The sequence below is a fragment of the Mesorhizobium sp. INR15 genome, assembly GCF_015500075.1.
Classification (GTDB): domain Bacteria; phylum Pseudomonadota; class Alphaproteobacteria; order Rhizobiales; family Rhizobiaceae; genus Mesorhizobium.
This window is the reverse complement of sequence record NZ_CP045496.1, coordinates 5,718,296-5,737,216: the sequence shown is the minus strand read 5'-3', so window position 1 is coordinate 5,737,216 and position 18,921 is coordinate 5,718,296. Positions and strand designations below refer to the sequence as shown.

Genomic DNA, 18,921 nt, shown 5'->3' with positions numbered 1-18,921 from the left:
GATCAGCCCTGCCTGTCGAACTGAAATACCAGAACAGCGCAATCTCCCCGGTTCGCGGGCTCAGCCCGCCATAGAGTAGGCGGTCGATGCCGCCCAGCTCGAAACCATAGCGCTCGTAGAAGCGGCACGCGGCAATGTTGTTGTTCTGGGTCTCCAGCATGATGCCGGCAAGGCGTTCGGCCCGGGCCCAGTCCATGCAGGCGTCCATCAGCAGGCGGCCAACACCGAGACCTCGATAGAGGGTGTCGACGGCAATGTCGTCGACCAGACAATAGTCGTTCCAATTGTGGCTGATCAGTATGCGCCCGACCGACATCTGGTCGTCCAGGGCGCCAAACCCAACATCGCTTGCCTCCTGAGTCTCATTTTGTGTCGCGCGATAATCCTTCCAGTAAGGCGAAACGGGCCTTTGCACCCAATCCGCTACCGATCTGCCGAATTCCGGCTCGCAGAACGCGTCGACCAGGAAGCTGAAGTCCTGATTCTCCACGCCGCCGACATATGCGGCATTCGCCGGGACAATGACGATAGGCACCCGTCGCTCCAACCAGAACAGAAAGGCGGTAGCCAAGGAAGATGCCTGCCGCAAGCCGTTGTTGCGCAGGAAACATGGGCCAACCGGTCATCTCGGCTTGACCCGCCGCCGCGTGGACACTAGCGGAGGGGCCTCGGTTCGACGGTCTCGCGAGGTTACGCCGCATGAACGTTCTTCTTCTCGGTTCCGGCGGTCGCGAACACGCGCTTGCCTGGAAGATCGCGGCGTCGCCGCTGCTCACCAAACTCTATGCTGCTCCCGGCAATCCAGGCATCGGCCGCGAAGCCGAACTTGTAAGACTGGACATCGCGGATCACGCCGCTGTCGTCGCCTTCTGCAAGGACAAGAAGATCGACCTGGTCGTGGTTGGTCCGGAAGGCCCGCTGGTCGCCGGCATTGCCGATGATCTTCGCGCTCAAGACATCCGCGTCTTTGGCCCCTCCAAGGCCGCGGCGCGGCTGGAGGGCTCGAAGGGTTTTACCAAGGATCTCTGTGCCAGATACGACATTCCAACCGCCGCCTATGGCCGCTTCGGCGATCTGGCCTCGGCCAAGGCCTATGTCGAGAAGATGGGCGCGCCGATCGTTATCAAGGCCGATGGCCTTGCCGCCGGCAAGGGCGTCACCGTTGCCATGACGCTATCCGAGGCGCTGGCCGCACTCGAAAACTGTTTCGACGGGGCCTTTGGAGCGGCGGGCGCGGAGGTGGTGGTCGAGGAGTTCATGACCGGCGAGGAAGCGAGCTTCTTCTGCCTCTGTGATGGCACCACCGCGCTGCCCTTCGGCACCGCTCAGGATCACAAGCGCGTTGGTGATGGCGATACCGGCCCTAACACCGGTGGCATGGGCGCCTATTCGCCGGCTCCGGTGATGACACCTGAAATGATCGACCGCACCATGCGCGAGATCATCGAGCCGACCATGCGCGGCATGGCTGAGCTGGGCGCGCCGTTTTCGGGCGTGCTGTTCGCCGGACTGATGATCACCGACAAGGGCCCGAAACTGATCGAGTACAACACCCGCTTCGGCGATCCCGAATGCCAGGTGCTGATGATGCGGCTGAAGGATGATCTGCTGGTTCTGCTCAACGCCTGCGCCGATAGCCAGCTTGCGCACATGTCGGCGCGCTGGCGTGAAGAGGCAGCACTGACCGTGGTGATGGCGGCCAGGGGTTATCCCGGCGCGCCGGAAAAAGGTTCGGTCATCAGAGGCGTCGACGAGGCGGCGGGCGACGGCGTCGAGATATTCCATGCCGGCACCGCCATCAATGGTGGCGCGCTGGTCGCCAATGGCGGCCGCGTGCTCAACGTCACGGCGACAGGCAAGACGGTCGGTGAGGCCCAGAGAAAGGCCTATGCCGCGGTCGACCGCATCGACTGGCCGGACGGCTTTTGCCGCAGGGATATCGGCTGGCAGGCGGTGGCACGCGAGAAGGCGGATTGAGGCCTCTGTGTCTGCGATCGAGATGGATTGTTGGTCGGAACGTCATCCCTCCCGCCTGAAAGTTCACCAACTGAAGCAGGTTCAGTAAGATAGCCAGGCGCGGACCGAAGAGGGTGGTTCCGATCCATTCGGTGAGACACGCCCGTGGCGGCAGGGGGTGGATAACTACATATCGTCTACTTCAAGAGTTTTAAACATAAAACTAATGCTGCCACGATCTCGTCCCCAGCTGGAGCTGCCGCCTCCAAGATTGAGATTAATATTTACCAAAATAAATTCGTCTATGATATTTGCACTTATGTCCCCTATTCGTACCCCTTCCAAATCAACAACATCTATGAAATACGCGGTCGTCCCTCCAAATATTAATCTGCACGGCCTCTTAACATATCCCTGGTCTCCTTCGTAATTCCAATTCATATCCGGTGTAATCAGAGTCGCAGTTTGACTATCGAAATCGATAGTTATTCCGTCTAAACTGACATCGTGGAATGAAAAAGAATTTATGAAATCCTCTGGTTTGTCGATTTTCTCCGTCGCCATAATTATCCGATCTCTGTCAGTGCAGACACTCGCTCACCTGTCATTTACGCCGAATCTCAGGCTGCCACCAGCGCGCCGCCCAGAATGAGCAATGGAATGAGCCACCATGGTTCTGGTTTGGCGCCACGGATGGAACTGATTCGCTCGCCGGCAGGACGGGTCGGAGTCTTCTGGTTGGGGGGCAATCTTCTCCAGGGCGTAATGCAGGCTGTGCCGGCTTTCAGCGCTCGCTGCGGTCGAGCGTCGTCGAGGCGGTGCTGACCGGGTCGGCCGCGGCGGTAAAGGCCGCGTCAAGCAGCGCGGGCGAGCGCGGCTCGGTCCGCTTCCAGGCGACATAGTCGGCAATGCCGAAGTGCGGACGTCGCGGCACCGTTTTGACCACGGGCATGCGAAAGCCGTCGCGGAATTTCCCCCAGCGCGTGCCAAGCACCGCTGCCATCTCGACGAAGGTCGGCGGCGTCGCCACGGAGGCATAGGTGAGGGTGAAATTGCCCTTCAGCCCAGTCTCGCGCGACACCGGCACCGGTATCGATGCGAGATAGTCGGCCGGTACGTCGATCAGCCCGCCGAAGGGCCACGCCTGGCGCAAGGCGGCCGCATCCATCGGAGCGACATTGACGTCGATGTCGTTGGGCGTGCCGGCAACGCGGTAGGGGCAGCGGAAGCGGCCGCAATTGGCTCGCGCTGAAAACTGCCACAGCGTGTAGCTCTGCCAGTTGCCCATCGGAAAATGCACGTCGATGTCAGGCTTGTAGCGGGCGTACCACAACGGCAGCCGCGACAGCAGCTGATATTTGTAGCTGTTGTCGGCGATGCGCCTGGCGGTGTTGCCGTTGGTGTAGAGGATCGGGAAGCGGCCGAGCCGCCGATGCACCTGGCGCACGAATTCCTCGGCGTCATCCAGCGACATCCATTGCGAAGGATCGTCGTCCTCGACATCGAGAGCGATGAGATCGTCCGGCCCGGGTTCGGCGAAATCGATGAAATTGTTGGCCTGCTCGACCGGGTTGCCGGGACGGCCGAGATGGTAGGCGCCCCATTTCAGGCCAAGCGCCTTGGCCACCACCTTGCGGGTCTGAAACAATTCGCGCGTCACCGCATAACGTTTCCACAGTGCCTTGCAAAGGCGCACCTCGGTCTCGTTACCGAAACAGAAATACGGCGGCGGCATGCCATCGGAAGCCTTGTTGATAAAGCCGACGATGCGCTTGTCTGTTGCAAGCTGCGCCCAGTCGATGGAGTTGTATTCGTAGGCGTCGATGACAAGGGCGCGGTCGGCATCCTTCCACGGCTGGGAAAAGTCCGAGGCCCTTGCCGCCGTCGACAGCGCCATTGCCGCCGCGATGGCGACAAGCGCTATGCGGCGAAGGGGGCGTGCCGGCATTTTCAAACAGGGAATCCCCGCTGACCAAACACCGATCCTGCGCCGCTATGGTTAAGAAATACTTCCGCGCCTCCTGCCGCTACCGGCGGATGTCCCGCTAAAATTCAAACGGATCGGGCGCCGGTTCCTGCCGCAGCGTCCCTTCGGCCTGGCGTTTGCGATGATGGGCAATGGAGCATCGCGGCGAGCACAGGATACCGCGATCCGACCAGTAGGCGGCGCCGTTCTCGATCTTGCCCTCATAGTAGGAAAAGCCTTCCGACCGGTAGGGCAGGCCGCATTCCGTGCAGCGATAGGCGTCGGGTCTGGCAAGCATCGTCGTTCCATTCGTGAAGCGTATTGGCTCGCATTTAAGGCATGCGGACGCGATTGCAAAATCCACGTGACAAAATTTGACGTTTACGTAAAAAGAAGATCGCTGGATCGTCGAACAATGGATGGTCTTGCGGTTTCGCCGACCTTAGGGTTGGCCCGCCAGGCTGAGGAGGAGCAAGCGGTATGTATCGGGCACCTGTCGAGGACATCGCCTTCACGCTGAAGCATGTGGCTGGCCTGGAAGCGGCGCTCGCCGCCGGCAGCTTTGGCGACCTGGGAGAGGATCTGGTCGACGCCATCCTGGCGGAGGCTGGACGCTTTGCCACCGAGGAGGTGGCACCGCTCTACAAGATCGGTGATGAGCAGGGGGCGGTGCTGAAGGACGCAGCCGTCACCACGCCGCCCGGCTGGAAGGAGCTTTACCGGCGCTGGATCGATGGCGGCTGGAATGCCCTTTCGGGGCCGGAAGAATTCGGCGGCCAGGCGCTGCCGACCATGCTCGGCGTCGCCGCGCTTGAGATGTGGAACTCCGCCGCCATGGCGTTCGGCATCGGCCCGACGCTGACCATGGGCGCGGTCGAAGCGCTCGACAAACATGCCTCCGAAGAACTCAAGACCAAATATCTGGCAAAGCTTGTCTCCGGCGAGTGGATGGGCACGATGAACCTGACCGAGCCGCAGGCCGGCTCGGACCTCGCCGCGCTGCGCGCCCGCGCCGAACCGGCCGGCGACGGCACCTACCGCATCTTCGGCCAGAAGATCTTCATCACTTACGGCGAGCACGACTTCACTGACAACATCATTCATCTGGTGCTCGCGCGGCTGCCCGATGCGCCGGCCGGCACACGCGGCATTTCGCTGTTCCTGGTGCCGAAATTTCTCGTTGGCGACGATGGATCGCTGGGCGCACGCAATGACGTCTTCTGCTCCGGACTGGAGCACAAGCTGGGCATCCATGCCTCGCCGACCTGCACGATGATCTATGGTGACGGTTTCGGGGGCGCCAAACCGGGCGCTATCGGCTGGCTGATCGGCGAGGAGAACAAGGGCCTCGCCTGCATGTTCACCATGATGAACAACGCGCGGCTCTGCGTCGGCATGCAAGGTGTGGCGGTGGCGGAAGCGGCAACGCAGAAGGCGATCGCCTATGCCAATGACCGCCGTCAGGGCAAGGCGGCAAGCTTTGATGGCGCCGGCATGGCGCCGATCGTCCATCACCCGGATGTGCAGCGCAATCTCTTGACCATGAAGGCGCTGACGCAGATGGCGCGCGCCATCAGCTATTCCTGCGCCCATGCCATCGATCTCGCACGTGTGTCCGAGGGCGACGATGCCGCGCATTGGCGTGACCGTGCCAATCTGCTGACACCGCTCGCCAAGGCATTTTCGACCGATGTCGGTGTCGATGTCGCCTCGCTCGGGCTGCAGGTGCATGGCGGCATGGGCTTCATCGAGGAGACTGGCGCGGCGGCACTTTACCGCGACGCGCGCATCGCGCCGATCTATGAAGGCACCAACGGCATCCAGGCGATCGACCTGGTGATGCGCAAGCTGCCGCTCGGTGGCGGTGAGCATGTGCATGGCTACATCGCCGAACTGGCCGATGCCGCCAATGCGGTGCGGACGTCTAATCTTGAGGGTTTCGGCCGCACCGCCGATGTCCTCGACCAGGCGCTAGATGATTTGAGCCAGGCGACGCGCTTCCTGCAGAAACTGGCGGCCGACGGTCAGGTGGATCAGGCGCTGGCCGGCGCCACGCCCTATCTCAGGCTGATCTCGCTTGCCGCCGGCGGCGCCTATCTGGCGCGCGGTGCTCTTGCCGACCAGAGCCGGATCGCACTTTGCCGCTTCTTCGCCGAAAACCTGCTTGGCGAGGCACGTGCGCTGCGGGAACGCGTCCTGGACGGTGGCGATAGCCTCGCCCTTGCCGGCAAGGCGCTGATTTCCGCCTGACACCAATCTGCTTCAGAAGGATCGACCCGTGACAGACCACATCCTCGTTGAACGCCAGGGCGCCGTTCAGATCATCCGCATGAACCGCCCGGACAAGAAGAACGCGCTGACCCGCGCCATGTACGCGACCATGTCGGCCGCACTTGTCGACGGCGACGCCGATCCGGCGATCCGTGTCCATGTGTTCCTTGGCGTGCCGGGCGCCTTCTCATCCGGCAATGATCTTGCTGATTTCCTTGTTGTCGCCACCGGCGGCGATGGCGGCACCGAGGTCTGGGATTTCCTTTTGGCGCTGGCCAAGGCGGAAAAACCTATCGTGTCGGGCGTCGATGGCATCGCGGTCGGCATCGGCACCACGCTCAACCTGCATTGCGACCTGACCTTCGCCACGCCGCGTACCGTGTTCAGGACACCCTTCGTCGATCTCGGCCTTGTCCCGGAGGCAGGCTCCAGCCTGCTCGCGCCACAGATTCTGGGCCGGCAGGCTGCCTTCGCGCTGCTCGGTCTCGGCGAAGGTTTTTCCGCTGAGCGGGCGAAAGCCGCCGGCCTGATTTACGAGGTGGTCGAGGAAGCTTCGCTCGAAGCCTCGGTGCTGGCCGCTGCCGGTCAGATCGCCGCCAAACCGCCGCAAGCGCTGAAGATCGCACGTGACTTGATGCGCGGCTCGCGCGACGAACTCGTCGCCCGTATCGGTGAGGAAAGCGGGCATTTCCGCGAACGGCTGAAGTCGGACGAGGCGCGCGCCGCGCTGATGGCCTTCATGTCACGCAAGAAGGCCGGTTGAATTTTTTCCGGTGTTGCGTCGCGACGCGCAGACCGAGCGTTGTTGAAATCGGTCCCGTGGCGCCTTCAACAATGTGGCAAACACACCATAGGCGTGGCCAGTCTCCAGCCTGACGACGCATTCCTATCCAATAATGCTCAGGGATAGAGTTTTGCCTTGTCCCATCCGCCTTTCGCGTCGCGGCTGAAGACGACGCGGTCGTGCAGCCGGAATGGCCGGTCATGCCAGAATTCGATCGCTTGCGGGACGATGCGGAAGCCGGACCAGTGCTTTGGTCTGGGGATGTCGCCGATCGCATAGCGGGCCGTGTATTCGGCCACGGCCTTTTCCAGCGCGAAGCGGCTTTCCAGCGGCCGCGACTGTTTCGAGGCCCAGGCGCCAATGCGGCTGCCGCGCGGGCGCGTTACATAATAGGCGTCCGCTTCCGCGTCCGTGACGATCTCCACCGGACCACGCACGCGCACCTGCCGGCGAAGTGATTTCCAGTGGAAGCACATTGCCGCCTTCATGTTGCCAAGAATTTCCCGGCCCTTGGCGCTCTCGAAATTCGTGTAGAACACAAAGCCGCTTTCATCGAACCCCTTGAGCAGCACCATCCGCACATCCGGCATGCCATCGGCATCGACGGTCGCCAAAGCGACGCCATTGGGGTCGTTCGGCTCGCTCTTCGTTGCGTCCTGCAGCCATGCCGCGAAAAGCCTGAATGGCTCGGCGGCTTCGGTAAAGTCATCACTTGTTAACTCTGCATCACTCATAGTTTTTTCTCAAATTGTCACGACACCAGGGAGGTTGCCGATTGTCGCGTATCGCGCAAGCTTTTGACAGCAGGCAATGGAGCGTAATTGCTTCTGCCAGCGCCAAAGCCGCGATCATGGTGATCGTCCTGCCGCTGGCCGCCTGCGGGGCCGGCGGTTTCAGCCTTGAGAAGGCCGAAGTGGACCGTTCGATCCTGACCAGCGCCACGCCGGCTTCGGCGGCACCGGTCGACGCCAATCGTGCCTCCGACCAGACGACGATCCGCAACGCCGTCTCTTCCGCGGATATCCAGGAACTCGGCGGCCAGGCCGTGCCGTGGGCCAACTCCGATACCGGCTCGCGCGGGTCGATCACGGAACTGGCGGAATCCAAGGACAGGGGCCAGGTTTGCCGCCGCTTTACCGCCTCGCGGGAGAGCTTTGACGGCGTTGCCCTGTTCAAGGGCGAGACCTGCCTGGCAGGCGCCGGAGCTTGGCAGATGCAGGACTTCAAGGCGCTCTGATTTTCCACCTTCGATAGGCGGCACGCTACTGGAATTTCTTCCTATGCGAGCGCATATAAGGGGCAACTATGGACTCACTCCTTCTCCAAGGCAGGAAGCATGCGCGACCCCTATGAGGTGCTGGGCGTTGCCAAGAACGCAGCGGCCAAGGACATAAAATCGGCTTATCGAAAGCTCGCCAAGAAGCATCATCCGGACCAGAATCCGAATGATCCCAAGGCGAAGGACCGTTTTGCCGCGGCCAATCAGGCCTATGAGATCGTCGGCGACGAGAAGAATCGTGCTGCTTTCGATCGCGGCGAGATCGACGCCGATGGCAAGCCGCGGTTCCAGGGCTTTGAGGGCGCCGCGGGTGGCGGCGACCCCTTTGCCGGGTTCCGCCGCCAGCAAGGCGGAGCCGGTGGATTTCGCGGCGGTCGTCCGGGCGGCGATCCGTTCGACGGCAATAGCGATATTTTCAGCCAGATTTTTGGCGATGCCTTCTCCCAGCAGCGCGGTGCTGGTACGGGCGATCGCCGTCATCCGGCAACCGCTGCCGATTTGAACGTGACGCTCGACGTCACGATCGAGGAAGCCGCGACCGCCGAAAAGGTGACGGCCATGTTCCCCGATGGGCGCAAGGTGGCGGTCAAGCTGCCGGCCTATGTCGAGGATGGCCAGACCATCCGGCTGAAAGGGCAAGGCGAGCAGGGACCGGGCCAGCCTGGCGATGCGCTGGTCAAAATCCGCTTTCGCCGGCATCCACGCTACCGTCTCGAGGGCCGCGACCTGCATGCCGACCTGCCGGTGGCGCTGGCTGATGCAGTGCTCGGCGCCAAGGTTGCGGTCGAGACGCCGACCGGCAAGCTTGCGGTCAACGTTCCTGTCTGGTCGAGCTCCGACAAGGTGCTGCGGCTGAAGGGCAGGGGCCTGCCGGAGAAAGCCGGCGGCGCCGGCGATCTTTACGCGCATGTGCGGCTGATGCTGCCGGAGAGCGGCGACAGCGCGCTCGAGGCGCTGGTGCGCGGCCAAAAGGCTGATCAAAAAGGCTAGCTGGCGCTCTTGTCCCCCGAACTGTCCGGTTTGAACGCTTGAAGGGGCCCTGTGCCTGTGCGATAGGGCTCTTCACAAAGCTGAAAATCTTGCGGAGAGCGCTCACATGGCGGGTGGACAGGGCCTTATGGCCGGCAAGCGCGGCCTTATTCTTGGTGTCGCCAACAACAGATCGATTGCCTATGGCATCGCCAAGGCGTGCGTCGACCATGGCGCCGAGATCGCCCTGACCTATCAGGGCGAGGCATTCAAGAAGCGCGTCGAGCCGCTGGCGGCGGATCTGGGCGCCTTTGTCGCCGGCCATTGTGACGTGACCGACCCGGCGAGCCTCGACGAGGTTTTCGCCAATGTCGCCAAGCACTGGGGCAAGCTCGACTTCCTTGTCCACGCGATCGCTTTTTCGGACAAGGATGAGCTGACCGGCCGCTACATCGAGACGACGCGCGACAATTTCCTGCGCACCATGGATATTTCGGTCTATTCCTTCACCACCATCGCCAAGCGCGCCGAGGCATTGATGACCAATGGCGGGTCGCTGCTGACGCTCACCTACTACGGCGCCGAAAAGGTGATGCCGCACTACAACGTCATGGGTGTCGCCAAGGCGGCGCTCGAAGCCAGCGTGCGCTATTTGTCCGTCGATCTCGGCGCCAAGAAGATCCGCGTCAACGCCATTTCCGCCGGCCCGATCAAGACCCTGGCCGCATCCGGCATCGGCGATTTCCGCTATATCCTGAAATGGAACGAGTACAATTCGCCGCTCAAGCAGACCGTGACGCAGGAAGAGGTCGGTGATTCCGCCGTCTATTTCCTGTCGGATCTCTCGCGCGGCGTGACCGGCGAAGTGCATCATGTCGATTCGGGCTATCACGTCGTCGGCATGAAGGCGGTTGATGCGCCGGACATTTCGACGGTCAAGGAATAACACCCACCATCGTCGTCCGACCTTACCCGCTCCGGAAGACCTCATGTATCCGCTGGTTTACATCGCGCGCCACGGCCAGACCGCGTGGAACGCCGAGTTCCGCTTGCAGGGTCAGGCCGATACCGACCTCAATGTGGTTGGGCGGGAGCAGGCTACCGCGAATGGGCGTCGGCTAGCCGAGTTGATCCACGATCCAGCGGATTTCGATTTTGTCGCCAGCCCGATGAGAAGGACGCGCGAGACGATGGAGCGCATCCGCGCTGCCATGAAGCTCGATCCGATCGCGTATCGAACCGATAGCAGGCTCATCGAGGTCAATTTCGGTGATTGGCAGAGTTTTACCTTCGCCGAGCTCGATACGCAGTATCCAGGAGCAAGCCGTTCACGCGCTTTGGACAAATGGAATTTTACACCGCCCGGCGACGGTGCCGAAAGCTACCAGATGTTACTCGAAAGGGTGAAGCCCTGCTTCGATGAGATGGAACGCAGCACGGTCTGCGTGACCCACGGCGGCGTTATACGCACCTTGTTTCGCTTCGTGCTTGATATGGCCGAAGATGAAGCGGCGAATCTGGAGATACCGCAGGATCGCGTGCTCAAGCTCGAAGGCAAGAGCCTGGAATGGCTATAGGCTATTCAGGCTGAAAGAGGCGTACGGCGCCGCTCCGCAAAAACCGAGCGGGCTCCGTAGTTGGCAATTTTGGTTGGAAGCCTCAGTTGGCGATCCCGAAAAATGGTCCCATCTTCCGGAAATATCATATCCAAACATACGGATAGAGATGCGTTCCGATTCCGTCGGGAAGGAAACAGCTCTAGTTGGCTGAACTGTCCGGCAGTTCCATGTCGGTGATGACGTTTTCGCCGTTCGTCACGTCGTAGGCAATGACGATGTCCATGCCCGGCTTCAGCGCATCGAGATCGGTCTCGGCATTCAGTTTGTAGGCTTTGCCGTCATCCAGCGTCAGCGTCAGCGCATCCTTGTCGATCTTCTTGATCAGGCCTTCGGTCTGGCCGGCAAAGGCGGCAGTGGAAAACAGCAACGTGGCGGCAACCGCGCCAATCAGGGTACGCATTATCGTCCTCTTGTATGTTGTGCGGTCCCGCGTATGGCGGGCGAGCATTGAACAGCCGGTCGGAGAAAAGCAGAAACCAGTCGAATGTGTCAAAACTTAAACCGCTGGGATGACAGTTTGACCACTGCAAAAAACGCCAATAGAAGGCTGGCATGAACCGGCTCAAGGCCGGTTAGGGCAAGCGTTCCATGTCTCACAACACGTTCGGTCATCTTTTCCGTGTCACCACCTGGGGCGAAAGCCATGGTGCGGCACTCGGCTGCGTCGTCGATGGGTGTCCGCCCGGTATCCGTTTCACGCGGGACGAAATCCAGGCGGAGCTCGACAAGCGCCGGCCGGGTCAGTCACGTTTTGTCACGCAGCGTCGCGAGCCCGATGAGGTCAAGATTCTGTCGGGCTTCGTTCTCGACGAGGACGGCGAGACGATGATCACCACCGGTACGCCGGTGTCGATGCTGATCGAGAATGTCGACCAGCGATCCAAGGATTATGGCGAGATTGCCCGCCAGTACCGGCCGGGCCATGCCGATTACACCTATGAGACCAAATACGGCATCCGTGACTATCGTGGCGGTGGCCGCTCATCGGCGCGCGAGACAGCCGCCAGGGTGGCCGCCGGAGCGCTCGCCCGCAAGGTGGTGCCTGGCATGGTGGTGCGCGGCGCGCTGGTGTCGATGGGCGAAAAGCGGATAGATCGCGCCAACTGGAACTGGAACTTCATCGGCGATGCCGAAAATCCATTCTTCACCCCCGATCCAGCCTCGGTCGCCGTCTTCACAAGATATCTCGACGGCATCCGCAAGGCCGGGTCGTCGGTCGGCGCTGTCATCGAGATCGTCGCTGACGGCGTTCCGGCCGGTCTCGGCGCGCCGATCTATGCCAAGCTCGACCAGGACATTGCTTCCGGCCTGATGTCGATCAACGCCGTCAAGGGCGTCGAGATCGGCAACGGCTTCGAGGCGGCCCAGATCACCGGCGAACAGAATGCCGATGAGATGCGCATGGGCAATGACGGCAAACCGGTGTTCCTGTCCAACAACGCTGGCGGCATCCTGGGCGGCATCTCGACCGGCCAGGCCATCGTCGCGCGCTTTGCCGTCAAGCCGACCTCATCGATCCTGACGCCGCGAAAATCGATCGACAAGGATGGCAACGATGTCGAGGTCATGACGAAAGGCCGCCACGATCCATGCGTCGGCATTCGTGCCGTGCCGATCGGCGAAGCGATGGTTGCCTGCGCCATCGCAGACCATTATCTGCGCCACCGAGGACAGACGGGGAGGGTGTAGGCAGTGGGCAACAGGCGGTAGGTTAGCCTGCCCGACCACAGAGCCATTCCCTCCCATTCGCCTACTTCTCCTAGTGCCCACTTCCTATTCCCTGCGAGCAAAGCGAGCCAATGCCTTACGATCAGAAGAAAATCGTCGAAGCCCTGCGCGCATTCGAGCGCGGCGAGATTGTCGTCGTCATGGATGACGACGGACGCGAGAACGAGGGCGACCTGATCGTTGCCGCGGTCCACTGCACGCCGGAAAAGATGGCTTTCATCGTCCGTCACACCTCGGGCATCGTCTGCACGCCAATGCCGCGCGAGGAAGCCAAGCGGCTGAACCTGTCGCCCATGGTCGCCGACAATGATTCCGCCCACACCACCGCCTTCACCGTCAGCGTCGATTTCAAGCATGGCACCACGACCGGCATTTCGGCCGAGGACCGCACGCTCACCGTGCGCAATCTCGCCAACGGCAATGTCGGTGGTTCGGACTTCGTCCGCCCCGGCCACATCTTTCCGCTGATCGCGCGCGAAGGTGGCGTGCTTATGCGTTCAGGCCATACAGAGGCCGCTGTCGACCTTTGCAAGCTCGCGGGCCTGCCGCCGGTCGGTGTCATCTCGGAACTGGTCAATGATGACGGTACCGTCAAGCGCGGTCCGCAGGTCGCGGCCTTTGCCGAAGAGCATGGCCTCAAGCAGGTCTCGGTGGCCGACCTTATCGCCTACCGGCAGCGCAAGGAGACGCTGGTCGAGCGCGTTGCCTGTTCGGACATCGATACGCCCGGCGGCAAGGCGCAGGTCTTCACCTACACGCTGCCGTGGGATTCGATGCATCACGTCGCCGTCGTCTTCGGCGATATCAGGGATGGCGAGGATGTCCCGGTTCGCCTGCATTCGGAAGATGTGGTGACCGATGTCTTCGGCACCAGCCATCGGCTGGACGGCATCATGCAGGCGATGGGCGAGCGCAAGCGCGGTGTCATCGTTTATCTGCGCGAGGGCTCGGTGGGCGTCGCCCATCAGGAACGCAAGCGCCCCGCTTCCGGCGACCGTGAAGACCACGAAGAGGCTCGCCGCCGTGAGAACGAGTGGCGCGAGATTGGGCTGGGCGCCCAGATCCTCAAGGATCTCGGTATTTCCTCGATCAACCTGATCGCGTCCCGCGAACGCCACTATGTCGGTCTTGAAGGCTTTGGCATCCATATCGCCAAGACCGAGATTCTCTGAAAGTCAGTCTTTAGAGGCCGCGCCCGGTCCATTGAACCGGGCGCGGCTTCTGGATTATTCCGCAGGAACCGCACAGGCCTCGCAGCCGGCCGTGTCGTAATCGGACGTTGCAAGGCTGCGCTGGCCAAGCAGCACGGTCGCCAGTGCGATCATACCTGCTGCAACCGACACCCAGAACCCGTTCTGCGCGCCGAACGCGTCGACGACTGCGCCGGCGGCGAAAGAGCCCAGCGCCATGCCGATGCCAATGCCGGTCATGACCCACGTAATGCCCTCGGTCAGCATGGCTTCCGGCACATGCCGCTCGATGAGGCCGAAGGCGGTGATGAAGGTCGGCGAGATGGCCACGCCACTGACGAAGACGGCCAGCGCCAGGGTCGGCACTGTATTGGCGGCGATCAGCGGCAGCGTGGAGACCGCGATGATGGTCACGGCCATGGCAAGCTGCCGTTGCAGCGGCGTCTTCAGGTTCAGGGCACCGATGATGATGCCAAGGACGAACGATCCGAGCGCATAGACGCCAATGACAAGGCTTGCCGCGGCCGGCTGGCCGAGCTCCTTGGTGATTGCCACGGTGGTCACTTCGGTTGTCGCGAAGGTCGCGCCGATGAAGATCAGGGCGAAGGTGATGATCTGCACAGGCCGCAGGCGAATGGCCGAGCCGCGAGAATGTTGTTCAGCCGGCCGGACCTGCGGCTCGGTCGAGCGCTGCAGGATGAAGGCCGTCGAGCCAACGGCGAGGAACAATGTGCTGACAAGCATGCCGGCTTCCGGGAACAGAGCGACACTCAGCCCGACCGATAGCGATGCTCCGGCGATGTAGACGAGTTCATCCGCCGCCGATTCAAAGGCGAAGGCGGTGTTCATCTCGGGCCGTCCCCGAAAAATCTCGGTCCAGCGCGCGCGCACCATGGCAGGTATGCTCGGCATGGCCGCCGCCAGCAGCGCCGACACGAACAGGATCCATACGGGCCAGTTCTGGTGGGCGGCCGTGATCAGCACCATGAAGGCAAGCACGGAAATGATGGTGGTGGGGACGACGATCGGCGTCTGGCCAAGGCGGTCGACCAGCCTTGACACCTGTGGCGCCACGAAAGCATTGGCCAGCGCGTATGTCGCCGAGACGGCGCCGGCCAGCCAGTATTCGCCGTGTGTCTGCGACAGCATCGCGACGATGCCGATTGGCGCCATGGCGATCGGCAACCGTGCCATGAAGCCGGCCGCGGCAAAGCCCTTGGCTCCCTTTGCCTTGAAAATTTCGTTATAGGGATTGGTCATCGAACGCGCTCCTGGATTTATACGGGAAAGCCACTTATATACGTGCCGTATGTGAATAGAGATAATTGCATACGTAGCGTATGTAAATTAATATACGAGACGTATGTGAAGGGAAAAACATGGCGCACAAGCCGCGCATCGAAATGATCGCCGAGACCCGCGCCAAGCTGCTTGCAGCAGGGCGCCACGCCTTCGGCACAGTCGGCTACGCGGAGGCGTCGATGGACGATTTCACCGCCTCTGCCGGGCTGACACGCGGCGCGCTTTATCATCATTTCGGCGACAAGAAGGGCCTATTGCAGGCGGTCATTCGTGAAATCGACGCCGAGATGTTCGCCCGGCTGAAGGTGGTTTCAGGCAGGGCAGGCAGTCTCTGGCAAGGTTTTGTCGATGAATGTACGGCCTATATCGAGATGGCCCTGGAGCCGGAGATCCAGCGCATTGTTCTCCTTGACGGTCCGTCGGTGCTTGGCGATCCAACCCAATGGCCGAGCCAGAACGAATGTATCGGCTCGATGACGGAGAGCCTGCAGAGGTTGAGCGATGAGGGAACGATCATCGCCGCCGACCCCGAAGCCATGGCCCGGCTGATCAGTGGCGCGTCGCTCCATGCGGCGCAATGGATCGCGAATTCAGACGATCCCGGCGCCACGTCCAAGAGAGCTGTGCAGGCCTTCAATGTGCTTCTGGAAGGGCTGACCAAGCAGGCTGGCAGGGCCTGAGCGCGCCTCGACACGGCCGGCGGCGCCGACGGATTACCCCTGCGGCATGCGCTCGAATTTCTGCAACGCTGGATCAATCATGTCCCATGCATGGCCGCGGACGGTGTATGTGACCACTTGCGGGTTGAATTGGTCAGGCTCGTCAAGGCTGGTCGCGTTGATCGCAATCAAATCAGGCATGGCGACGAATGTCAGATAGACCGGCGTCCCACAGGTTGGGCAGAAGGCGTGGGCCTTTTCATTGCCGCTGTCGCCTGCGACCCGCCAGGTCTTAGCCTCACCGGTAATTGTCATGTCAGCGCGCCGGGCGAAGGTCAGATAGGACCCGTGTCCGGTACCGCTGCGTTTCTGGCAATCGCGGCATTGGCAGTGGTTTTCGAAGATGGGTTCGCCGCGCGTCTCATAACGGATCGCGCCGCACGCGCATCCGCCGATATAGTGCTTGGTCATTGTCATTCCCCTCTTTGGATCAGGCGGATTTCGGCTTGGCGGAGAGGTCGATACCTTGGCCGGTTTCCAGGAAGGATTTCAGGCTGGACAGCACGGCCGGCCATCCCTGCTTGACGCCTTTCGCCATGCCGCTGCCAGCTTCGAGTTCGTCATGGGTGACGGTCAGGCGGACCATGTTGTCGTATTCCTCGGTTTCGAACGTCACCCGGCTGTATTTGTCCGGATCGGCGGCCTGCGAGGCGTTTGCCCAGGTGATGACCAGACGGGTCGGCGGTGAGACCTCGACGACCTTGCCGACGAGTTCGACGGTCCGTTCGTCATTGGCGCGGATATGTTCCCAACTCGATCCAGGCTTCCAGTCGGAGACGTTCTCGTGGCCCCAGTAGCGCCGCGCGACCTCAGGTCTGGTGATTGCCTCGAACACCTTTTCCGGCGTCGAGCGGATGTAAGTTACGTAAACAAAACTGGTCATTTCCTTGGTCATTGTTGATCTCCTTCGATTTCGTTCTTCAGGTCGTGCAGCAGCATCAGCCGCTGCCGTTCAAATTTGCGCACCCACCGCTCATAGACTTCGTGCAGCGGCACGGGGTTGATGAAATGCAGCTTCTCCCGGCCACGCCGCACCGTGCTCAAGAGATTGGCGTCCTCCAATATGCCGATGTGCTGGGTGGCGGACTGACGGGCCATTTCAAGGTTCTCGCAAAGCTCGCCGAGCGTCTGCCCGTTCCTCTCGCAGAGAAGGTCGAGCAACTTTCTGCGTGTCGGGTCGCCCAGCGCCTTGAAAACCTTGTCAGCGTCCATCGCTCTCACTCGCTTGTATCTTCTAATATGCAGGTAAATGCCTGCATGTCAATGGCGGCCGATGCTGGCGCTGTCAAACTACGGGAAACTCTAGGCCCGTTGCACGGGACGAGATTGACAATCCGGAACCCGAGGTCATCCTTCCCATCCATCTCGGAGGGGAGAGTCGGGCCATGTGGGATTTCCAGGTCGGCAGGTCGGTGTCCATCATGATGCGGACATGGCCCTTCATCGTCTTTCGCATGATCATCTATTTCGGCATTACGCTGGCCTACATCATGGCGACCGGTACGGGCGCCAGCGTCGGCTATGGCGTCGGCCATATTTCCACCGACCCCGATGGACCGCTATCATTCGCCATGTGGGGCGGCGTGGTCGGTTTCGGCATTGTCTCGATCGCCGTCTACTGGATCCGCGAATACATCCTCTACGTCGTCAAGGCCGGACATATCGCGGTCATGGTGCATCTGATCGACGGTCGTGACATTCCCTACGGCCAGAGCCAGATCGCCTATGCCAAGGAAGTCGTCACCCAGCGCTTTGCCGAGGCCAATATCCTTTTCGTTGTCGACCAACTGGTCAAAGGCGCCATCCGCGCCATCACCGGCCTGATCGGCGGCATCGCCGCCTTCCTGCCCATTCCGGGCTTGAGCGGCCTGGTCAGCTTTATCAACACGGTGATCCGCCTGTCGCTGACCTATGTCGATGAGATCATCCTCGGCTACAACATCCGCATCAATTCATCGTCGCCCTTCGAGACGGCGCGGCAAGGTGTCGTGCTCTATGCACAGAACGGCAAGACCATGGTCAAGAACGCCATCTGGCTGGCGGTCATCATGTGGGGCGTATCCTTCATCATCTTCCTGCTGATGCTGGCTCCGGCGGCTGCCATTCTCTATCTGATGCCCGGACAGCTCGCCGGCTGGGCCTTCGTGCTCGCCATCGTCTTCGCCTGGGCCTTCAAGGCGGCCTTCATCGAACCCTTCGCCATCGCGTCGCTGATGCAGGTCTATTTCAAGGTGATCGAAGGCCAGGTCCCGGATCCGGAATGGGACAATCGGCTGGCCGAGGCGTCGTCGAAGTTTCGCGAACTCAAGGACAAGGCGCTGGCTTCCTTCGGCGGATCGCGCTGGGGCACGCCTAACCCCGCCAGATGATCAGGGCTTCGGTGCTAGGCCCACGCTCGCCGCGTTGAGCCGCGATACCGACGTCTTGAGCAGGGCTTCGCCTTGCCCGGAAAAGGTCTCGCTCATGATCAGTTCGGGCAGCGGCAGGCGCTGGCCCCAGCCATGCGTTTCTAGGTCAGGCCTGGCCGCGAATTCCGAGACGCGGCCAACGCACAGATAGGCGATCGGCGTCACGTGCTCGGGTATCGATAGCAGGCTTTTCAGGGCCTGCGCTTCGATGATGCTGACCCAGCCGACACCGACCCCTTCGGCACGCGCCGCCAGCCAGAAATTCTGCACGGCACAGACAGTGCTGTAGAGATCCATCTCCGGATTGTGCCAACGCCCAAGCGGCGAATTGTGCGAGCGCTGCCGGTCGCACGTGATGCAGATGTTGAGCGCGCTTTCGCAAATGCCTTCTAGCTTGAGCTTGCGGTAGAGCGCCTGTCGATCTGCCTCCATGGCCGGCAGTTCCTGTTCGCGTGCCGCCAGGAACAGGTCGCGCACGTGCCGTCGCCGTTCGGCGTCGCGGATGACGATGAAGTTCCATGGCTGCATGAAGCCGACCGATGGCGCATGATGGGCGGCGAGCAGCAGCCGCGCCAGGACATCGTCGTCGAGCGGGTCGGGCAGGAAATGGCTGCGCACGTCACGGCGGGTGAACATCGCGCGGTAGACCGCGTCACGCGCTACCTGATCAAACCCATCGCCATTGTTAGCGGTCATACTTCCATGCATCGCGTGTCCCCTTGCGATAGCT

General features: G+C 61.5%; 21 protein-coding genes and 1 pseudogene. 11 read left to right on the top strand and 11 right to left on the bottom strand.

Annotated features, from left to right (window positions below; genetic code table 11):
- Window positions 1-19 precede the first annotated feature (19 nt).
- Window positions 20-547 (bottom strand): annotated as a pseudogene (locus GA829_RS28035) (GNAT family N-acetyltransferase); the annotation flags it as partial.
- Window positions 548-699: 152 nt separating this feature from the next.
- Between GA829_RS28035 and purD the strand changes: the two are divergent.
- Window positions 700-1,977 carry a phosphoribosylamine--glycine ligase gene (gene purD / locus GA829_RS28030; RefSeq protein WP_195175807.1) on the top strand — a complete coding sequence of 426 codons (1,278 nt, stop codon included), beginning with the start codon at window positions 700-702 and terminating at the stop codon, window positions 1,975-1,977.
- 165 nt (window positions 1,978-2,142) lie between these two features.
- On the opposite strand, the gene GA829_RS28025 is transcribed toward purD, so the two are convergent.
- From GA829_RS28025 to GA829_RS28015, 3 genes are all read right to left on the bottom strand, one after another.
- A complete protein-coding gene (locus GA829_RS28025) occupies window positions 2,143-2,520 on the bottom strand; it encodes a hypothetical protein (RefSeq protein ID WP_195175806.1) in 378 nt (125 codons plus the stop codon).
- A gap of 220 nt (window positions 2,521-2,740) precedes the next feature.
- Window positions 2,741-3,904, bottom strand: a complete 1,164-nt coding sequence (locus tag GA829_RS28020) for a glycoside hydrolase family 25 protein (RefSeq protein WP_258051995.1) — start codon at window positions 3,902-3,904, stop codon at window positions 2,741-2,743.
- A gap of 97 nt (window positions 3,905-4,001) precedes the next feature.
- Window positions 4,002-4,220, bottom strand: coding sequence for a hypothetical protein (locus GA829_RS28015; RefSeq protein ID WP_195175805.1), 219 nt, complete (start codon window positions 4,218-4,220; stop codon window positions 4,002-4,004).
- 182 nt (window positions 4,221-4,402) lie between these two features.
- On the opposite strand from GA829_RS28015, the gene GA829_RS28010 reads away from it, so the two are divergent.
- Window positions 4,403-6,172, top strand: a complete 1,770-nt coding sequence (locus tag GA829_RS28010; protein WP_195175804.1) for an acyl-CoA dehydrogenase — start codon at window positions 4,403-4,405, stop codon at window positions 6,170-6,172.
- A gap of 28 nt (window positions 6,173-6,200) precedes the next feature.
- Complete coding sequence (locus GA829_RS28005) at window positions 6,201-6,956, top strand: crotonase/enoyl-CoA hydratase family protein (RefSeq protein ID WP_195175803.1); 756 nt, start codon at window positions 6,201-6,203, stop codon at window positions 6,954-6,956.
- Between the two features lie 137 nt (window positions 6,957-7,093).
- Here GA829_RS28005 and pdxH read toward each other — a convergent pair whose 3' ends face one another.
- A complete protein-coding gene (gene pdxH, locus GA829_RS28000; protein WP_195175802.1) occupies window positions 7,094-7,711 on the bottom strand; it encodes a pyridoxamine 5'-phosphate oxidase in 618 nt (205 codons plus the stop codon).
- Window positions 7,712-7,752: 41 nt separating this feature from the next.
- Here pdxH and GA829_RS27995 point away from each other — a divergent pair, with 41 nt between their 5' ends.
- The 4 genes from GA829_RS27995 to GA829_RS27980 all read left to right on the top strand — a co-directional run bounded on the left by GA829_RS27995 (window position 7,753) and on the right by GA829_RS27980 (window position 10,802).
- Window positions 7,753-8,214: an RT0821/Lpp0805 family surface protein gene (locus tag GA829_RS27995; RefSeq protein WP_195175801.1), complete on the top strand. Its 462-nt coding sequence runs from the start codon at window positions 7,753-7,755 to the stop codon at window positions 8,212-8,214.
- 99 nt (window positions 8,215-8,313) lie between these two features.
- The gene (locus GA829_RS27990; protein ID WP_195175800.1) at window positions 8,314-9,246 is read left to right on the top strand and encodes a DnaJ C-terminal domain-containing protein; all 933 of its coding nucleotides are present in this window, start codon (window positions 8,314-8,316) and stop codon (window positions 9,244-9,246) included.
- A 106-nt stretch (window positions 9,247-9,352) separates the two neighbouring features.
- Complete coding sequence (gene fabI, locus GA829_RS27985) at window positions 9,353-10,171, top strand: enoyl-ACP reductase FabI (RefSeq protein ID WP_195175799.1); 819 nt, start codon at window positions 9,353-9,355, stop codon at window positions 10,169-10,171.
- 43 nt (window positions 10,172-10,214) lie between these two features.
- On the top strand, window positions 10,215-10,802 hold the full coding sequence (locus tag GA829_RS27980) for a histidine phosphatase family protein (protein WP_195175798.1): 588 nt from the start codon (window positions 10,215-10,217) through the stop codon (window positions 10,800-10,802).
- 181 nt (window positions 10,803-10,983) lie between these two features.
- Here GA829_RS27980 and GA829_RS27975 read toward each other — a convergent pair whose 3' ends face one another.
- A complete protein-coding gene (locus tag GA829_RS27975; protein WP_195175797.1) occupies window positions 10,984-11,244 on the bottom strand; it encodes a DUF1344 domain-containing protein in 261 nt (86 codons plus the stop codon).
- Between the two features lie 188 nt (window positions 11,245-11,432).
- Between GA829_RS27975 and aroC the strand changes: the two genes are divergently transcribed.
- Window positions 11,433-12,533 (top strand): chorismate synthase, encoded by a 1,101-nt coding sequence (aroC, locus tag GA829_RS27970; RefSeq protein ID WP_195175796.1) that lies wholly within the window; start codon window positions 11,433-11,435, stop codon window positions 12,531-12,533.
- Between the two features lie 110 nt (window positions 12,534-12,643).
- Window positions 12,644-13,744, top strand: coding sequence for a 3,4-dihydroxy-2-butanone-4-phosphate synthase (gene ribB, locus GA829_RS27965; protein WP_195175795.1), 1,101 nt, complete (start codon window positions 12,644-12,646; stop codon window positions 13,742-13,744).
- Between the two features lie 54 nt (window positions 13,745-13,798).
- On the opposite strand, the gene GA829_RS27960 is transcribed toward ribB, so the two are convergent.
- Window positions 13,799-15,022 carry an MFS transporter gene (locus GA829_RS27960; protein ID WP_195175794.1) on the bottom strand — a complete coding sequence of 408 codons (1,224 nt, stop codon included), beginning with the start codon at window positions 15,020-15,022 and terminating at the stop codon, window positions 13,799-13,801.
- A gap of 119 nt (window positions 15,023-15,141) precedes the next feature.
- Between GA829_RS27960 and GA829_RS27955 the strand changes: the two genes are divergently transcribed.
- On the top strand, window positions 15,142-15,744 hold the full coding sequence (locus GA829_RS27955) for a TetR/AcrR family transcriptional regulator (RefSeq protein ID WP_195175793.1): 603 nt from the start codon (window positions 15,142-15,144) through the stop codon (window positions 15,742-15,744).
- 33 nt (window positions 15,745-15,777) lie between these two features.
- Here GA829_RS27955 and GA829_RS27950 read toward each other — a convergent pair whose 3' ends face one another.
- Genes GA829_RS27950 through GA829_RS27940 form a run of 3 tightly spaced genes read right to left on the bottom strand, consistent with a single transcriptional unit; the run spans window position 15,778 to window position 16,995 of the window.
- A complete protein-coding gene (locus GA829_RS27950; protein WP_195175792.1) occupies window positions 15,778-16,194 on the bottom strand; it encodes a GFA family protein in 417 nt (138 codons plus the stop codon).
- A 19-nt stretch (window positions 16,195-16,213) separates the two neighbouring features.
- Window positions 16,214-16,678, bottom strand: a complete 465-nt coding sequence (locus GA829_RS27945; RefSeq protein WP_195175791.1) for an SRPBCC family protein — start codon at window positions 16,676-16,678, stop codon at window positions 16,214-16,216.
- Window positions 16,675-16,995: an ArsR/SmtB family transcription factor gene (locus GA829_RS27940; protein WP_195175790.1), complete on the bottom strand. Its 321-nt coding sequence runs from the start codon at window positions 16,993-16,995 to the stop codon at window positions 16,675-16,677. The genes GA829_RS27945 and GA829_RS27940 overlap by 4 nt, the downstream gene beginning before the upstream one ends.
- Window positions 16,996-17,168: 173 nt before the next feature.
- On the opposite strand from GA829_RS27940, the gene GA829_RS27935 reads away from it, so the two are divergent.
- On the top strand, window positions 17,169-18,152 hold the full coding sequence (locus GA829_RS27935; protein WP_195175789.1) for a hypothetical protein: 984 nt from the start codon (window positions 17,169-17,171) through the stop codon (window positions 18,150-18,152).
- On the opposite strand, the gene bluB is transcribed toward GA829_RS27935, so the two are convergent.
- Window positions 18,153-18,887: a 5,6-dimethylbenzimidazole synthase gene (gene bluB, locus GA829_RS27930; RefSeq protein WP_258051994.1), complete on the bottom strand. Its 735-nt coding sequence runs from the start codon at window positions 18,885-18,887 to the stop codon at window positions 18,153-18,155.
- Between the last annotated feature and the right edge of the window lie 34 nt (window positions 18,888-18,921).

What these genes read in the sequence shown, in the direction of transcription:
- fabI (WP_195175799.1), top strand. Translation starts at nt 9,353, where the DNA reads ATGGCGGGTGGACAGGGCCTTATGGCCGGCAAGCGCGGCCTTATTCTT.
- GA829_RS27940 (WP_195175790.1), bottom strand. Translation starts at nt 16,995, where the DNA reads ATGGACGCTGACAAGGTTTTCAAGGCGCTGGGCGACCCGACACGCAGA.
- GA829_RS27950 (WP_195175792.1), bottom strand. Translation starts at nt 16,194, where the DNA reads ATGACCAAGCACTATATCGGCGGATGCGCGTGCGGCGCGATCCGTTAT.
- GA829_RS27960 (WP_195175794.1), bottom strand. Translation starts at nt 15,022, where the DNA reads ATGACCAATCCCTATAACGAAATTTTCAAGGCAAAGGGAGCCAAGGGC.
- GA829_RS27975 (WP_195175797.1), bottom strand. Translation starts at nt 11,244, where the DNA reads ATGCGTACCCTGATTGGCGCGGTTGCCGCCACGTTGCTGTTTTCCACT.
- bluB (WP_258051994.1), bottom strand. Translation starts at nt 18,887, where the DNA reads ATGACCGCTAACAATGGCGATGGGTTTGATCAGGTAGCGCGTGACGCG.
- ribB (WP_195175795.1), top strand. Translation starts at nt 12,644, where the DNA reads ATGCCTTACGATCAGAAGAAAATCGTCGAAGCCCTGCGCGCATTCGAG.
- GA829_RS28010 (WP_195175804.1), top strand. Translation starts at nt 4,403, where the DNA reads ATGTATCGGGCACCTGTCGAGGACATCGCCTTCACGCTGAAGCATGTG.
- GA829_RS28020 (WP_258051995.1), bottom strand. Translation starts at nt 3,904, where the DNA reads ATGCCGGCACGCCCCCTTCGCCGCATAGCGCTTGTCGCCATCGCGGCG.
- GA829_RS27990 (WP_195175800.1), top strand. Translation starts at nt 8,314, where the DNA reads ATGCGCGACCCCTATGAGGTGCTGGGCGTTGCCAAGAACGCAGCGGCC.
- purD (WP_195175807.1), top strand. Translation starts at nt 700, where the DNA reads ATGAACGTTCTTCTTCTCGGTTCCGGCGGTCGCGAACACGCGCTTGCC.
- GA829_RS28025 (WP_195175806.1), bottom strand. Translation starts at nt 2,520, where the DNA reads ATGGCGACGGAGAAAATCGACAAACCAGAGGATTTCATAAATTCTTTT.
- GA829_RS27955 (WP_195175793.1), top strand. Translation starts at nt 15,142, where the DNA reads ATGGCGCACAAGCCGCGCATCGAAATGATCGCCGAGACCCGCGCCAAG.
- GA829_RS27945 (WP_195175791.1), bottom strand. Translation starts at nt 16,678, where the DNA reads ATGACCAAGGAAATGACCAGTTTTGTTTACGTAACTTACATCCGCTCG.
- pdxH (WP_195175802.1), bottom strand. Translation starts at nt 7,711, where the DNA reads ATGAGTGATGCAGAGTTAACAAGTGATGACTTTACCGAAGCCGCCGAG.
- GA829_RS27935 (WP_195175789.1), top strand. Translation starts at nt 17,169, where the DNA reads ATGTGGGATTTCCAGGTCGGCAGGTCGGTGTCCATCATGATGCGGACA.
- GA829_RS28015 (WP_195175805.1), bottom strand. Translation starts at nt 4,220, where the DNA reads ATGCTTGCCAGACCCGACGCCTATCGCTGCACGGAATGCGGCCTGCCC.
- aroC (WP_195175796.1), top strand. Translation starts at nt 11,433, where the DNA reads ATGTCTCACAACACGTTCGGTCATCTTTTCCGTGTCACCACCTGGGGC.
- GA829_RS27980 (WP_195175798.1), top strand. Translation starts at nt 10,215, where the DNA reads ATGTATCCGCTGGTTTACATCGCGCGCCACGGCCAGACCGCGTGGAAC.